Source organism: Candidatus Mycalebacterium sp. (assembly GCF_977828045.1).
This window is the reverse complement of record NZ_CDWCUL010000011.1, coordinates 109,010-122,261: the sequence shown is the minus strand read 5'-3', so window position 1 is coordinate 122,261 and position 13,252 is coordinate 109,010. Positions and strand designations below refer to the sequence as shown.

Genomic DNA, 13,252 nt, shown 5'->3' with positions numbered 1-13,252 from the left:
CCTCGGTTGCGAGCCGGAGCATTTCAAGCCGTGCTCCGGGCGGCGCGTATGATTCGTCTTTGAGCGGGTTTTTGTAGTTCGGCACGAGAAATACCGTGTCCACACCCAGTTTTTCCCTGACCTGAACGGCGGCTTCCATATGTCCGTTGTGGACGGGGTCAAAACTGCCGCCCAGCAAAGCGGTTTTTTCAGACAAAACGGTTTCGGACCTCAAAACTCAGGCTTTGCCTCCACAACGATTGTTCCGGCGGTCATCGCAATTTTTGTAAAACTGATTTTTTTCGCGTTTTTCACCAAAGCCGTTTTTGTGCCCGAAATCATGTCCGTTCCGTCCCCGCCGATGATTACGGGGGAGTAGAAAAACACCATTTTATCCACGATTTTTTCTTTCAGCGCCGATGCCGCGATTTTTCCGCCGCCTTCAATTAAAACGGATTTAATTCCGTGCGCCGACAGTTTTTTCATTAAATCCCGCATGGATATTTTTCCTGAAGAGTTTTTTTTGACGCGCAGTATTTCAACTCCCTGTTTTTCCAGTTTTTTGATTTTTTCCCTTTTCGCATTCGTCCCGGTCGCAACAATCGCGCCTTTTTTCCCGAACATTTTCACTTCGGGTGAAACACTCAACCCCGTGTCCGCCACAATGCGAACGGGTTGCCGCACCGCTTTCACGAGCCGTACGTCAAGGGAGGGATTGTCTTTGCGAACCGTCTCCGCGCCAACAAGAACAGCATCGCATTTTTTTCTCAATACATGCGCCATTTTTCTCTGTGAAATATTTCCTATCCATTTTGAATCGCCCGTGCGAGTTGCTATTTTTCCGTCCGCGGACGCGGACAGTTTTAAAATCACAAATGGCAGCCCCGTTTTTACATTTTTGAAAAACATCTCGTTTAATTCGCGGCAACGGTCTCGAAGAATTCCTTTTTTGACTTTGATTCCGCTCTTTCCGAGAACCTTCGCACCTTTTCCGACTTTGGGATTCGGGTCTTCACAGCCTATAAAAACTTCCCCGATGCCGCTTTTTATAATGAAGTCGCAGCACGGAGGAGTTCGTTTTTCGGCATGGTCACGCGCACACGGCTCAAGGTTGACATACATAGTCGCTCCGCGCGGCGATTTCCCTTTGCGCTCGCAGTCTTTGAGCGCCTCTATTTCCGCATGGGGCAGACCGGCGGCTTTGTGCCAGCCGCGTCCGATAATCGCGCCCTTTTTTACTATTACCGCGCCGACAAGCGGGTTCGGGCTTACCGATCCGTCGCCTTTTCGCGCGAGTGCGATGGCGGCGGACATAAATTTTTCATGAGTGTTTTTCAATTTTCCTCATCCATTTTCATCAAAAAGAACGGACGCAAACTGCACGGGGTCAAATTCGGTTATATCCGCCGCTCCCTCACCCGTTCCGACATACGCGACCGGTATTTCAAACTCTTCGCAGACCGCGATAACAACCCCGCCTTTCGCCGTGCCGTCAATTTTCGTGAGAACTATGCCCGTTACGCCGACCGCGGAATTAAACATTTCAGTCTGGCGTATGGCGTTTTGCCCCGTTGTGGCATCAAGAACGAGAAAAACATCATCCGGCGCACCCTCGCGCGCTTTGCCGACAACCCTTTTTATTTTGGACAGTTCGTCCATAAGGTTTGTTTTCGTGTGAAGGCGCCCGGCGGTGTCAATGATCACCGTGTCGCAGTTTTGCGCCTGTGCCGCCTTGATCGCATCAAACGCCACTGCCGAAGGGTCGGCTCCGGGCTTTCCTTTGATGAATTCGCTTCCGCTTCGCAGAGCCCACTGTTCAAGCTGCTCTGTTGCCGCCGCTCTAAAGGTGTCCGCGGCGGCGAGCATAACTTTTTCGCCTCGCGAACTGAAAAAACCCGCGAGTTTCCCCGTCGTTGTGGTTTTCCCCGTGCCGTTGACGCCGACCACCATGCAGATTCGCGGCTTTGAGCCCGCCGCCGGGCGCGCCGGTTTTTCAAAAATTCGCGCCGTTTCGTCCATGAGGGAGTTTTTTATTTTTTCGTAATCACTCAAGTCCGCGCCTGAAAGCCGTGCCTCAACCCGCTTCCTTATTTTTGCCGCGCCCTTTGTTCCCGCATCCGAGAGAATGAGCATCTCTTCAAAACTCTCCCATAAATCCTCGTCCACTTTTCCGCCCGCGACAATTTCTTTGAGTTTTGAAAGCAAGCCCGAACGGCTTTTTGCGAGCCCCTTTTTCAAAACCCCAACCGCGTTTGAAAGTTTTTCCGCGTCCGTTTTTTCCTCCACCGGAATGATTTTTTTCAGGATATTAGTCAAATCATTTCAAACCGCTTGACAAGCCGCTTTTCCAAATGGCTTTTCCGGCGAAAAAGGGACCCAGCGCCTCAATATATTCGGAGGTCTGCCGTGTTTTTCTCATCGCCTGAACAACCGATGAGAGCGGATACAGACTTGTGCCGAAAAGCCCTATGACAAAGTCATTGTCTTCGGTGTCAATCCCGTGGCACGCGAGCCGTACGTCTTTAATGAGCCCCGCTTCGCCATATTTGAAGCCCAGTTTTCCATGCTCGCCGAGAATGGCTCTTTTTTCGCTTTCAGCAAGGGTTTCAAAATTTTTTGCCCTGCGAAGCGGATACCAGACCGCCCATTGGAAGTCGGGCGCAAGGATTTTTTCGCGCGGCGCACTCACAAGCATTTGTTCAAGGTTGGTTTCATAGCCCAGAGAGTATGTTCTTCCAAACATCGCGTACCGGTTTTTGAACGTGAGGGAAGAAAAGGGCGCCGAGTTCAGAATATTCCTCAGTTTTCCGACAAAAAAGTTTTCATCCTCGCTTATAAAAACCGTCCCGATGCCGGACGGGTCGTTGAGGTCTGAATAAACGGCGCATTCCGCGCCGCTTTTTTTGAGGGAAGTAATTATTTTGCGCTCATCCGCCGCTCCGCCGAAGGCGAAAAACTGAACAAACAACCGCCTGTCGCTGTAAACCGGTTTGCCGCTTTTGGATTTGCCTTTTTCCCGCAAGTCTATCTTCGCGTCTTTGCTCACCGTTTTACGCCTCCCGCACGCACCATTTTTCTATCTTTGATATGAATTCGTATATTTGCGGTGATTTCAGTTTCATTCCGGCCTTGTTCACAACCAACCGCGCGGTTATGGGCGCGATGAACTCAATCTCTTCAAGGTTGTTTTCCTCCATGGTTTTTCCGCTCGCTGTCAGGTCAACAATCACATCGGAAAGCCCGACCATGCAGGCGAGCTCAACTGAGCCGTAGAGTTTGATGATTTCGGTGCGCACATTTTTTTTTTCAAACCAGTCCGCCGCTATGCGCGGATATTTTGTCGCAATGCGCACGATTCCGCCGTTGGGAAATTTATATCCTTTTGGAGCCGCCACTACCATTTTGCATTTGCCTATGCCCATATCCAGCGGCTCATACAGGTTGTTTTCCTGCTCCATAAGAGAGTCTTTGCCGACAATACCGCAGTCTGCGACTCCGTGCTCCACATAGGACGGCACATCTGTCGGGCGCACAACGAAAATGGTGAGATCGTGCTCTTTGACCACATGTATGAGTTTTCTTGATTTTTTCGCGGCGCTTTTAATTTTTATGCCCGCCTTGTTCAGAACCTCAAGGGATTCCTCAAAAAGTCTGCCGCGCGATATGGCGATTTTAATCATTCTTTTTCCCTCCAAATTGAGGCTCCCAGTTGTTCCAGTTTTTCGTCCAGTCGCTCATAGCCCCTGTCAATGTGGTAAACCCTGCTTATTTCGCTCCTTCCCCCCGCCGCCGCGCCGGCAATCACAAGCGCCGCGCCCGCTCTTAAATCACTCGCCATTGTTTTCGCTCCTTTGATTTTTTTAACGCCTTTGACCACCGCCGTGTTGCCAATCAGTTTTATATCCGCGCCCATTCTTTTCATCTCCGCTATGTGCATAAACCTCTGCGGGAAAATATTTTCCGTTATTATGCTGACGCCGTCCGCAGTGCACATAAGCGCCATAAACTGCGCCTGTATATCGGTCGGAAAGCCCGGATACGGAAGCGTTGTTATATCGGTACAGGCTATTTTCGTGTTTGCGCTCACGCGTATTCCCGCGCGCGTTTCTTCAACCTTCGCGCCGGTTTTCATCAGTTTTCCCGCAAGCGTTCCGAGGTGGTCAAACCTGCCGCCTTTTATGAGAGCGTTCCCGCCCGTTGCCGCGACTGCAATCATCAGCGTTCCCGCCTCTATTCTATCAGGTATCGTCCCGTAGTTTTTAAGCGGTTTAAGGGAAGACACCCCTTTTATCCTTATTATATCGGTTCCAATTCCGGTGATTTCCGCACCCATTTTGTTCAGCGCGTTTGCCAAATCTGAAACTTCGGGCTCGCACGCAGCGTTGTATATAACGGTTTTCCCCTGCGCGAGAACCGCGGCGAGCATCAGGTTTTCCGTCCCCGTTACGGTGGACACGTCAAGCGGCACGACCGCGCCCCTCATTTTTTTCGCCGATGTTTCAACGTATCCGCTTTCAATTTTTATCCGCGTCCCTAACGCTTGAAGCCCTTTCAGATGCTGGTCAATGGGTCTTTCCCCGATGGAGCAGCCGCCCGGAAGGGAGACACGCGCTTTGCCGAACCGCACCGTGAGGGGACCCAGCGTCAGTACCGATGCCCGCATCTTTTTCACCATTTCATATTCGGTAACCCATTTGTTGATTCCCGAAGAATCTATTGAAAGCCGGTCGCCGCTCCGCTCAATTTTAGCTCCGAGGGCGGTGAGGATTTCCGCCATCACCCTCACATCCATAAGGTCCGGCACGTTTTTAAGTGTGCTTTCGCCGTTACACAGTATGCACGCCGCCATAAGAGGCAGAACGGAGTTTTTTGACCCGTTTACGGAAACTTCGCCTCGTAAGGGCTTTCCGCCCTCAATCACTATTTTTTCCAAATTCCCTCAACCGCCCTCGGCTTTCCGCTTATATCATCGGTTGTTGATATTCCGGAAAATCCGTTCTCTTTGAAAATCTCCGCACACCCGTGCGCCTGCCCGTCTCCCACCTCAACAACACACCACCCTCCCGCGCACAAAACCCGTGTCGCATCGGAAACGATTTTTCTTATATGCTCAAATCCGCCTTCACCGCTCACAAGCGCTTCTTTCGGCTCAAAATCCCTGATTTCGTCCGGCAGGGTTTCAAAATCTTCCTCCGAAACATAAGGAGGGTTTGAAACTATTATGTCCGTGCTGTTGTCCTCAAAGTTCCAAAGCGCGTCTCCACAAACAAAACTGATATCCGCGCCGTGAAAACGCGCGTTTTCTTCCGCCTTTTCCAGAGCGCGTTGCGAAATGTCCACCGCCGCGACAGACAGATGCGGTCTTTCTTTTTTGAGCGTTACGGCTATGCAGCCGCTCCCGGTTCCCACGTCAATTGCGCGCATTTCCGTGTCCGGGGGGATTTTTTCAAGCGCGGCTTCAACAACCGTTTCAGTTTCGGGACGCGGAATAAGCACCGCCGGGCTGACGACAAAACGGCGCGAAAAGAATTCGCGCGCTCCGGTCGCATAAGCGCACGGCTCTCCCTCTAAGCGCCTGAGCACACGGTTTTCGCACTCACGCGCTTGTTCTCTTCCGACCGCGATTTGCGGGTTTGTGTGAACCGTTCCCGACGGTTTGCCGAGGACGGAGCAGGCAATTACGGACGCTTCAAGTCCCGGATTTTCAATTCCGCCCCGTCTGAACCGCTTCCTTGTTTTGCGGTAGAGAGACCCCAGATTTGTTTCAAGGCTCATTTTAAGAAAGCCCGCGTTCAAACCAACGCGGACGGGTAGATTGTATATGCGCTCAAGAGGTTTTCAAAGCCCCGCGGGGCGCGGTCTGCTGGTAGAATAGGAAGCCATGACAATTGAAATTGAAGAGCGCGTTGCCGAAGTCAGGCGCAGGATAGATTCCGCCGCTGAAAGAGTGGGCGCGGACGGTTCTCAGGTTCTTCTTGTTGCGGTCGGCAAGACCGTTGCGCCCGGGATTGTGGCGCAAGCCGCCTCTTCGGGGCTTTGCCATTTGGGTGAAAACTACGCACAGGAATTGCGCGACAAACTTGCCTTTTTTGAGCGGACCGGCGCGCGCGCAGACTGGCATTTTGTCGGTCGGCTACAGAAAAACAAGGTAAAGTATGTGGTTGGTAACTGCCGTTTAATCCATTCGGTTGACAGCGCAGAACTTGCCTCGGAGATAGATAAAAGAGCGGAAAATTCGGGAGTGAAAGCGCAAATCCTCATTGAGATAAATCAGGATTCCCCGTCAAAGGGAGGGGTGAGCCCCGACAAGGCTCGCGGTTTGTTTGAGTTCACGGACGGACTTAAAAATGTCCGCGCACGCGGGCTTATGACGATGCCCCCGTATTCGCCCGACCCGGAGGTTTCAAGGTGTTATTTCAGGGAGTTAAGAAGCCTGAGAGACGAAATAGCGCCGGATTTTCCGGACACAACCGAGTTATCAATGGGAATGAGCGCAGATTTTGAGACTGCGGTTGAGGAAGGCGCAACGATAGTGCGCGTGGGCTCTCTCGTATTCGGGGAGAGGAATTAGAAAATGGCGCAAGTCGCTTTCATCGGGGCAGGTAAAATGGCTGAAGCGCTTATTGGCGGAATCACCAAAGCCGGCGTTTTCGCGCCTGAAAATGTGGTCATAAGCGATGTTGACCCGGTGCGCATCAAACAGGTGAGCAAAAAATACGGAGTTCGCGCGGCGGCTGACAACATTTTTGCCGCCTCGGACTCCGAATGCGTTGTTTTTGCCGTAAAGCCGCAGGACATGGAGGCGGCTCTCACCGACGCGCGCGCGGCGGATTGCCCGCCCGGGACGCTTTTTGTATCAATCGCCGCCGGTGCAACTATCTCTTCCATAAAAGCCGTTCTGGGCGGCGGCAGCAAGGTTTTCCGTGTTATGCCGAACCTTCCCGCCGTGAAAGGCGAGGGCGCTTCGGTTGCTTGCGGCGAGGGCGAAGATTCAGATTTTGAGACAGTTGAGAAGATTTTCGGTTCCGTAGGCATGGTTGAGTTTGTGCCCGAAGAGATGATTGATGCTTTCACGGCGCTGTCGGGGAGCGGTCCGGGTTTTGTTGCCGCATTTGCGGAATCTCTCATATCGGGCGCGGAAAAACTCGGCATACCGCCGGACACTGCTGAAAAATTCGCAATTCAAACGCTTTTCGGCGCGGCGAAAATTATGCGCGAAGGAGTGTCTCCGAAGGATTTGCGGGAGGCAGTTTCGTCTCCGGCGGGGACGACCGTTGCGGGCCTTGAAGAGTTTGAAAAATCGGGCTTTTCGTCCGTTGTTGAAAACGCTCTTGCCGCGGCGCAAAAACGCTCAAAGGAACTTGCCCGCAACGGCGGCGCGAAAGGGGGAAAGAAATAATGCTTGCTCAAAGCACAGTTATTGCAATCGCTGAGGTGGTCAATTTGATTTTGACCGTCTATACATGGCTCATCGTGGCACGGGCGGTGATTTCGTGGGTTGATCCCAACCCCTACAACCCCATAGTCGGTTTTCTGTATTCAGCAACCGAGCCCGTGTTGGAGCGCGTCCGGCGCGTGATTCCGTTCATCGGCGGAATGGATTTCTCACCCATCGCAGTACTGCTTCTGCTGATATTCCTTCGGCGCATTATCGTGGGAACCCTTTCCGGATTTGCCCAGGGGTTGTAGCGGATATGGCGGATTTTGTTGTTGACGTTCACGTTGTTCCCGGCGCGGCGCGCGATGAGTTTGTCGGGCTTCACGGAGGCAAACTCAAAATCAAGGTCGCCGCGCGCCCGATAAAAGGGCAGTCAAACGCGCGTCTTATTAAAATCCTTTCCGCCCGTCTGGGTGTTCCGAAAAGCGCAATGGAGATACTCAAAGGCAGCGCCTCACGCGGCAAGCGGATAAAAATACAGGGGATAACCGAAAGCGATTTCAAAAACTGTTTCGCGGAGTTTTACGGCGGGGCGGACTGAAATGGCTCAAATACAATTTCGCGGAAACGTTGTGAACTATGAAACGGCGGGTGCGGAGCCGCTTGAGCGCACCGTTGTTATGCTTCACGGGGCGGGGCAGAGCGCGGCTTGCTGGGAAAACCAGATTGCGGCGCTTGCCGGCTACACGCGTTTTCCCGCTATTGCGCTTGATTTGCCCGGGCACGGCGGCTCAAGCGGCGAAGCGATGGCTTCAATGGACGAGTGCGCCGGTTTTGTCTCCGATTTCTGTCTCCAAACCGGCATTACGCGCCCGATTCTTATCGGTCATTCAATGGGCGGAAGAATCGCGCAGATTCTCGCGCTCAGCGGCGAAGTGAAGCCGCTCGCGTGCATACTTGTCGCCACGGGGGTGCGCATAAGGGTTTCGCGCTGGTCTTTGAAAACTGTTCAAAATGACTATGAAAGTTTCTGCGCGACCGCGGCGCAAAACGCTTTTGCTTCGGGCGCGAACGGGCAAACAAGGGAGATTTTTCTCAGGCGGCTTCTCTCCCAGCCGAAACAGTCTGTCTATAACGACCTTCTTGCGTGCGACAATTTTGATGTTTCCGATTCGGTCGGACGGATAGAAATTCCAACCGTGATTGTGGCGGGAAGCGATGACGTTCTCACTCCCGCCAGGCACACAGACCTTCTGCACTCAAAAATCAAGGGCTCAAAACTTTTTGTTGTTGAGGGCGCGGGGCATTTTATGATGATGGAAAAACCGGACAAGTTTAACAAAACCATTGTTGATTTTCTGAACTTGCTTTGACCGCGCTTTTTATTTGGTAAAATAGGGGCTTTATATTCATTTGAGAGTATGAGGAGGACTAAACGATGAAAATTTCTCTTTTGGGAGGCACGGGGGACATAGCCGAAGGGCTTGTTCTGCGGTGGTCAAAGGCCGGCCACGAAATTTTTGTGGGCTCAAGAAGTCAGGAAAAAGCCGACACCATTACGGCGGAATACATTGAAAAAATCAAAGCGCTTGGCGTTGAGCCGAATGTTGTCGGCATGGAAAACGCGCAAGCCGCGGCGAGTTCCGAGGTAATTGTCATAAGTATTCCGCCCGAATATGCGGCGGACACAATCGCCGGTTTGGCGGACAGCATAACAGACCAGATTGTCATCACGCCCGTTGTGCCGATGGTCAAAGAGGGCAAATCGTTTCTTTTCGCTCCGCCGTCTCACGGCTCAAGCGCGCTTGAAATCAAAGAAAAACTTCCGCCGTCCGCGCGTCTTGTGAGCGCGTATCACAACCTTCCGGCGAAGGGGCTCAGCGATGTGAATAAAGACCTTAACGCGGATGTTGTTATCTGTGGTGATGACGAAGAGGCAAAGGCGGTTGTGACGAAACTCACCGAAGACCTTTCGGGGCTTAGAACGCTTGATGCGGGGCCTCTTGAAGTTTCACCGATGATAGAGGCGATTACTCCGCTGATTGTCAATCTCAATGTGCGCCACAAAAAACACTTTTCAGTGAAGTTTGTGGACTGATCAGCCGGTTGTCCGGACGATTATTTCGCGCTCTCTGGGGCGGTTGTCAAAATCCACGAGAACGATTTGCTGCCATGTTCCAAGCAGAGGGCGCGAGTCCGCGAACGGTGCGGAAAATGACGCTCCGAGCAGCGCCGCTCTCACATGAGAGTGTCCGTTGCCGTCTCCCCATCGTGCGTTGTGCGCGTATTCAATATCTTCGGGCGCAATGCGCTCAAATGCGGCTTTGAAGTCCGCTACGGCGCCGCTTTCAAACTCTATTGTGGTGATTCCCGCCGTTGAGCCGGGCGCGAACACGGTTGCTGTTCCTTCGGAAAACGGGCACGCCGCCACAATTTCCACCACTTGCGCGGTGATGTCTATGATGTCCGTGTTGCCGCGCGTGTTGACCGCAAACAATTTTGTTTCAGATGCCATTTTGGTCTTTGTTCCTCCGGTGATTGGGTAATATCTACAATTCTACTCTGAAACGGGGGAACAGTTATGGCGTCAGCAAAAGAGATTAAAGACACCGAAGCCCTGCTTGCCGAACTTACCGAAACTGACGGCGTTGCGGGTTATGAGCGCGAGATTTCCGCCGTTATCAAACGTCGTTTTGACAAACTGGGGCGTGTTTCAAAAGACAGAATGGGGAGTCTGATTTGCGAGGCGCCCGGAAAATCCGCCGGCCCTAAAATCATGCTCGCCGGGCATATGGATGAAATCGGGTTTATGATTCGCGCCGTTACGCCGGACGGGTTTTTGAAGTTCACGCCGCTCGGCGGCTGGTGGGATCAGGTGCTTCTCGCCCAGCGCGTAAAAATCAAAACTTCAAAAGGCGAGGTTATGGGTGTGATTGGCGCAAAACCGCCGCATCTGATTCCGCAGGACGAGCGCAACAAAACGGTTCAGAGGAAGAATATGTATATAGACATCGGCGCGTCATCGGAAAAGGATGTTGAGAAAATCGGAGTCAGAGCCGGCGACCCCGTTGTTCCGGTGAGCGAGTTCACGAAACTCGCCAAAGAAGGCGTTTATATGGCGAAGGCGTTTGATGACAGAATAGGGTGCGCGGTTGTGATTTCGGCGCTTTCAGCGCTTGGCAAGTCGCAGCCGGGCACGGTTTACGGCGTGGCGACTGTTCAGGAGGAGGTTGGTGTTCGCGGAGCCACAACAAGTGTGGAAGCGGTTGACCCGGATGCGGCGATTATTCTTGAATCCGACATTTCCGGCGATGTGCCGGGCATAAGCAACGATGAATCTTCCACAAAACTTGGCGGCGGGCCGTCGCTTCTGCTTTACGACGCGAGAATGATACCGAACCTGAAACTGCGCGACCTTGTAATAGAGACGGCGAAAAAGGCGAAAATTCCGCTCCAATTCGCCACAATGGAAGGCGGCGCAACAGACGGCGCGGCGATACATCTGCACAAGCACGGCGTTCCAACCGTGGTTCTGGGCGTCCCCACGCGGCACATACACAGCCACAACTCAATCATTCAGAGAAAGGATTTTGAAAACGCGGTGAAATTGCTCGTGGCGGTTGTAAGGAAATTGGATAAAAAGACGGTTGAAGGGTTGGCGTGAGTGATGGGTGTTATATTCTACAAGTAAATGCAATATACTTTTCCCGAGGAAGCCAGATGACTTTTGATTATTGGTTGCTTTTGCAGATAGCGGTTCCTGTTGTAACTTTGTTTATAGGAGGTTGGATTAACAGAAAATTTGAAAAAAAGTCCAATCTAGTTACTTACTTAGGGCATGTCGCCGCTCATATTGATACAAAGCCCGGGTCGACGCCTCTCGAAATACATACTCACGAAATCGTCGTAGCGAATACGGGACGCAAAAGTGCAAAGAATGTACGCATTTTTCATCATTATCTTCCCAGTTTCAATTTGTATCCAGAAATAGAATACTCCGTTAAAAAACTACAAACAGGACAGGAGATAGTTATTCCAACACTTGTTCCAGGCGAACAAGTTAGAATTTCTTATCTTTATTTTCCTCCGATAATTTACAAGGAAATTAATTCAGGAGTTAAGTGTGATGATGGAATAGCCAATTTTATTGAGATGGTACCAATGAAAAGATATCCCACTTGGTTTAATGTTCTGGTCTCAATTTTTGTTGTTTTAGGGGTTATTTCTCTTCTCTATATCATTATTCGTCTTTTGCTCTAATTAATAAAATGAAAATATACAAAGAAAAAATAATGCTTGGAGATTGTGAGCAACAACTCAAAAAAATCCAGAGTAATTCCATTGATTTGATTGTCACTTCCCCTCCTTATGCCGACCAAAGAAAAAACAGTTGTGGCGGTGTTTCTCCAAGCAAATATGTTGAGTGGTTTGTTCCAATCTCCGAAGAACTTTTAAGGGTTTTGAAACCTACGGGAACCTTCATTCTCAACATAAAAGAAAGGGTTGCGAACGGGGAGCGACATACTTACGTAATTGAACTTATAATGGCGATGCGTGAGCAGGGGTGGCTTTGGACGGAAGAGTTTATGTGGCACAAAAAAAATTGTTATCCGGGCAAATGGCCCAATCGGTTCAGGGATTCGTGGGAACGGCTTCTGCAGTTTAACAAAAGCAAGCAGTTCACCATGTATCAGGAATCTGTAATGGTTCCAACGGGTGAGTGGGCGAAAAAACGCCTCAACAAATTGAGTGAGACTGACAAAAAGAGAGATGAGTCAAAAGTTGGCAGTGGTTTCGGAAAAAACATTTCCAATTGGATAGGCAGAGAAAAGGCATATCCTACCAATGTTTTGCATATGGCAACAGAGTGTGGGAACAAAGGTCATAGCGCGACTTTTCCGCAAGATCTTCCCAAATGGTTTATCAATCTGTTTACAAAAGAAGGTGATACGGTTCTTGACCCGTTTGCCGGTTCAGGAACGACGCTGGAAGTAGCGAGGCAAATGAACAGAAACTCAATCGGCATTGAAATCAAAAGAGATTTTTATGAAATGATGAAAAGAGATTCAAAAGAATTTTCCAAACAAAAACGCCTTCTTGATAAAAAAGGAAAGAAGTATGCCTCAAAAGATTACGGTTGAAGATTTACAAACTTATGTGAGGGGAAACATAGGAAGTTTTCACAATGCCAAACTAAACGGGTTGCAAGATTTAAAGCTTGATAATGTTTTAAAGAGAAAAAATCTTTATCTGTTTAAAGCCAAAAGTCTAAATACTGCCCCCGATATTGTTAAAAGTATTCTTGATGCACATATTTCATCACAGGAAGAAACTTTGTTTGGTAAGTTTCTTGAAGGTCTTGCCATATTTGTAAATAACAAGGTGTATGGTGGTTGGAAGTCATCTTCGGAAGGGATAGATCTTGAATTTACAAAAGATGATGTGAGATACATAGTTTCGATAAAATCAGGACCAAATTGGGGAAATAGTTCTCAGATTGCGAGGATGAAAGATAACTTCACGAAAGCTCAGAAAATTTTGAGACAAGAAGATACAAGTATGAATATACGGTCTATAAACGGTTGTTGTTATGGAAGAAACAGAAAACCAGATAAAGGAACATACTTCAAATATTGCGGACAGGAATTTTGGACATTTATTTCAGGCAACGAAAATTTATACAAAGAAATCATTGAGCCGTTAGGTTATGAAGCAAAGCAAAAAAATGAAGAATTTATGAAAAACTATTCCGTATCTATTAATCAATTCACCTCTTCTTTTCTTCAACGTTTTTGTAAAAAGGGTGAAATTCAATGGGAAGATTTGATTCAGTTGAATTCTGGCGAGTACGAACCCAAACAGAAGAAATCTTGACTTCCAATTCGGGCCCGCTAT

Annotated in this window: 18 protein-coding genes; 10 read left to right on the top strand and 8 right to left on the bottom strand. The window is 49.9% G+C overall.

All coding sequences use genetic code 11. The features are described 5' to 3' along the window. The 7 genes from ACY430_RS03905 to prmC form a co-directional block, all read right to left on the bottom strand. Positions 1 to 214, bottom strand: a 214-nt coding sequence (locus ACY430_RS03905) for a nicotinate-nicotinamide nucleotide adenylyltransferase (RefSeq protein ID WP_462137581.1), incomplete at its 3' end; no start/stop codon positions are given. Further along, positions 211 to 1,317: a bifunctional diaminohydroxyphosphoribosylaminopyrimidine deaminase/5-amino-6-(5-phosphoribosylamino)uracil reductase RibD gene (gene ribD, locus ACY430_RS03900; protein WP_462137580.1), complete on the bottom strand. Its 1,107-nt coding sequence runs from the start codon at positions 1,315 to 1,317 to the stop codon at positions 211 to 213. The genes ACY430_RS03905 and ribD, both read right to left, overlap by 4 nt. Positions 1,318 to 1,323: 6 nt before the next feature. Next, entirely contained in the window at positions 1,324 to 2,295 is a 972-nt protein-coding gene (gene ftsY / locus ACY430_RS03895) for a signal recognition particle-docking protein FtsY (RefSeq protein ID WP_462137579.1), read from the bottom strand. A 1-nt stretch (position 2,296) separates the two neighbouring features. Beyond that, a complete protein-coding gene (locus ACY430_RS03890) occupies positions 2,297 to 3,025 on the bottom strand; it encodes a chlorite dismutase family protein (RefSeq protein WP_462137578.1) in 729 nt (242 codons plus the stop codon). A 4-nt stretch (positions 3,026 to 3,029) separates the two neighbouring features. Next, positions 3,030 to 3,659: an ATP phosphoribosyltransferase gene (gene hisG / locus ACY430_RS03885; RefSeq protein ID WP_462137577.1), complete on the bottom strand. Its 630-nt coding sequence runs from the start codon at positions 3,657 to 3,659 to the stop codon at positions 3,030 to 3,032. Beyond that, positions 3,656 to 4,912 carry a UDP-N-acetylglucosamine 1-carboxyvinyltransferase gene (gene murA / locus ACY430_RS03880; protein WP_462137576.1) on the bottom strand — a complete coding sequence of 419 codons (1,257 nt, stop codon included), beginning with the start codon at positions 4,910 to 4,912 and terminating at the stop codon, positions 3,656 to 3,658. Before murA ends, hisG begins: the two co-directional genes overlap by 4 nt. Continuing rightward, positions 4,900 to 5,754 (bottom strand): peptide chain release factor N(5)-glutamine methyltransferase, encoded by an 855-nt coding sequence (gene prmC, locus ACY430_RS03875; protein ID WP_462137575.1) that lies wholly within the window; start codon positions 5,752 to 5,754, stop codon positions 4,900 to 4,902. The genes murA and prmC overlap by 13 nt, the downstream gene beginning before the upstream one ends. A gap of 106 nt (positions 5,755 to 5,860) precedes the next feature. Here prmC and ACY430_RS03870 point away from each other — a divergent pair, with 106 nt between their 5' ends. The 6 genes from ACY430_RS03870 (at position 5,861) to npdG (ending at position 9,455) form a co-directional block, all read left to right on the top strand. Next, the gene (locus tag ACY430_RS03870; protein WP_462137574.1) at positions 5,861 to 6,550 is read left to right on the top strand and encodes a YggS family pyridoxal phosphate-dependent enzyme; all 690 of its coding nucleotides are present in this window, start codon (positions 5,861 to 5,863) and stop codon (positions 6,548 to 6,550) included. 3 nt (positions 6,551 to 6,553) lie between these two features. Then, the gene (gene proC, locus ACY430_RS03865) at positions 6,554 to 7,378 is read left to right on the top strand and encodes a pyrroline-5-carboxylate reductase (RefSeq protein WP_462137573.1); all 825 of its coding nucleotides are present in this window, start codon (positions 6,554 to 6,556) and stop codon (positions 7,376 to 7,378) included. Beyond that, entirely contained in the window at positions 7,378 to 7,668 is a 291-nt protein-coding gene (locus tag ACY430_RS03860; RefSeq protein WP_462137572.1) for a YggT family protein, read from the top strand. Before proC ends, ACY430_RS03860 begins: the two co-directional genes overlap by 1 nt. A 5-nt stretch (positions 7,669 to 7,673) precedes the next feature. Beyond that, complete coding sequence (locus tag ACY430_RS03855; RefSeq protein ID WP_462137571.1) at positions 7,674 to 7,958, top strand: DUF167 domain-containing protein; 285 nt, start codon at positions 7,674 to 7,676, stop codon at positions 7,956 to 7,958. 1 nt (position 7,959) lies between these two features. Continuing rightward, the gene (locus ACY430_RS03850) at positions 7,960 to 8,730 is read left to right on the top strand and encodes an alpha/beta fold hydrolase (protein ID WP_462137570.1); all 771 of its coding nucleotides are present in this window, start codon (positions 7,960 to 7,962) and stop codon (positions 8,728 to 8,730) included. Between the two features lie 65 nt (positions 8,731 to 8,795). Then, positions 8,796 to 9,455 (top strand): NADPH-dependent F420 reductase, encoded by a 660-nt coding sequence (npdG, locus tag ACY430_RS03845; RefSeq protein WP_462137569.1) that lies wholly within the window; start codon positions 8,796 to 8,798, stop codon positions 9,453 to 9,455. Here npdG and ACY430_RS03840 read toward each other — a convergent pair whose 3' ends face one another. Continuing rightward, positions 9,456 to 9,872, bottom strand: a complete 417-nt coding sequence (locus ACY430_RS03840; protein WP_462137568.1) for a secondary thiamine-phosphate synthase enzyme YjbQ — start codon at positions 9,870 to 9,872, stop codon at positions 9,456 to 9,458. 66 nt (positions 9,873 to 9,938) lie between these two features. Here ACY430_RS03840 and ACY430_RS03835 point away from each other — a divergent pair, with 66 nt between their 5' ends. The 4 genes from ACY430_RS03835 to ACY430_RS03820 are packed head-to-tail and all read left to right on the top strand — an operon-like array spanning position 9,939 to position 13,231. Then, positions 9,939 to 11,021, top strand: a complete 1,083-nt coding sequence (locus ACY430_RS03835; RefSeq protein ID WP_462137567.1) for a M42 family metallopeptidase — start codon at positions 9,939 to 9,941, stop codon at positions 11,019 to 11,021. A gap of 56 nt (positions 11,022 to 11,077) precedes the next feature. Continuing rightward, positions 11,078 to 11,617: a hypothetical protein gene (locus ACY430_RS03830; protein WP_462137566.1), complete on the top strand. Its 540-nt coding sequence runs from the start codon at positions 11,078 to 11,080 to the stop codon at positions 11,615 to 11,617. Positions 11,618 to 11,625: 8 nt separating this feature from the next. Further along, on the top strand, positions 11,626 to 12,498 hold the full coding sequence (locus ACY430_RS03825; RefSeq protein ID WP_462137565.1) for a DNA-methyltransferase: 873 nt from the start codon (positions 11,626 to 11,628) through the stop codon (positions 12,496 to 12,498). After that, complete coding sequence (locus tag ACY430_RS03820) at positions 12,476 to 13,231, top strand: PmeII family type II restriction endonuclease (protein WP_462137564.1); 756 nt, start codon at positions 12,476 to 12,478, stop codon at positions 13,229 to 13,231. Before ACY430_RS03825 ends, ACY430_RS03820 begins: the two co-directional genes overlap by 23 nt. Positions 13,232 to 13,252: the final 21 nt, after the last annotated feature.

Coding starts and splice junctions, on each gene's coding strand:
- hisG (WP_462137577.1), bottom strand. CDS start 3,659: ATGATTAAAATCGCCATATCGCGCGGCAGACTTTTTGAGGAATCCCTT.
- prmC (WP_462137575.1), bottom strand. CDS start 5,754: ATGAGCCTTGAAACAAATCTGGGGTCTCTCTACCGCAAAACAAGGAAG.
- ACY430_RS03870 (WP_462137574.1), top strand. CDS start 5,861: ATGACAATTGAAATTGAAGAGCGCGTTGCCGAAGTCAGGCGCAGGATA.
- proC (WP_462137573.1), top strand. CDS start 6,554: ATGGCGCAAGTCGCTTTCATCGGGGCAGGTAAAATGGCTGAAGCGCTT.
- ACY430_RS03860 (WP_462137572.1), top strand. CDS start 7,378: ATGCTTGCTCAAAGCACAGTTATTGCAATCGCTGAGGTGGTCAATTTG.
- ACY430_RS03855 (WP_462137571.1), top strand. CDS start 7,674: ATGGCGGATTTTGTTGTTGACGTTCACGTTGTTCCCGGCGCGGCGCGC.
- ACY430_RS03850 (WP_462137570.1), top strand. CDS start 7,960: ATGGCTCAAATACAATTTCGCGGAAACGTTGTGAACTATGAAACGGCG.
- npdG (WP_462137569.1), top strand. CDS start 8,796: ATGAAAATTTCTCTTTTGGGAGGCACGGGGGACATAGCCGAAGGGCTT.
- ACY430_RS03840 (WP_462137568.1), bottom strand. CDS start 9,872: ATGGCATCTGAAACAAAATTGTTTGCGGTCAACACGCGCGGCAACACG.
- ACY430_RS03835 (WP_462137567.1), top strand. CDS start 9,939: ATGGCGTCAGCAAAAGAGATTAAAGACACCGAAGCCCTGCTTGCCGAA.
- ACY430_RS03830 (WP_462137566.1), top strand. CDS start 11,078: ATGACTTTTGATTATTGGTTGCTTTTGCAGATAGCGGTTCCTGTTGTA.
- ACY430_RS03825 (WP_462137565.1), top strand. CDS start 11,626: ATGAAAATATACAAAGAAAAAATAATGCTTGGAGATTGTGAGCAACAA.
- ACY430_RS03820 (WP_462137564.1), top strand. CDS start 12,476: ATGCCTCAAAAGATTACGGTTGAAGATTTACAAACTTATGTGAGGGGA.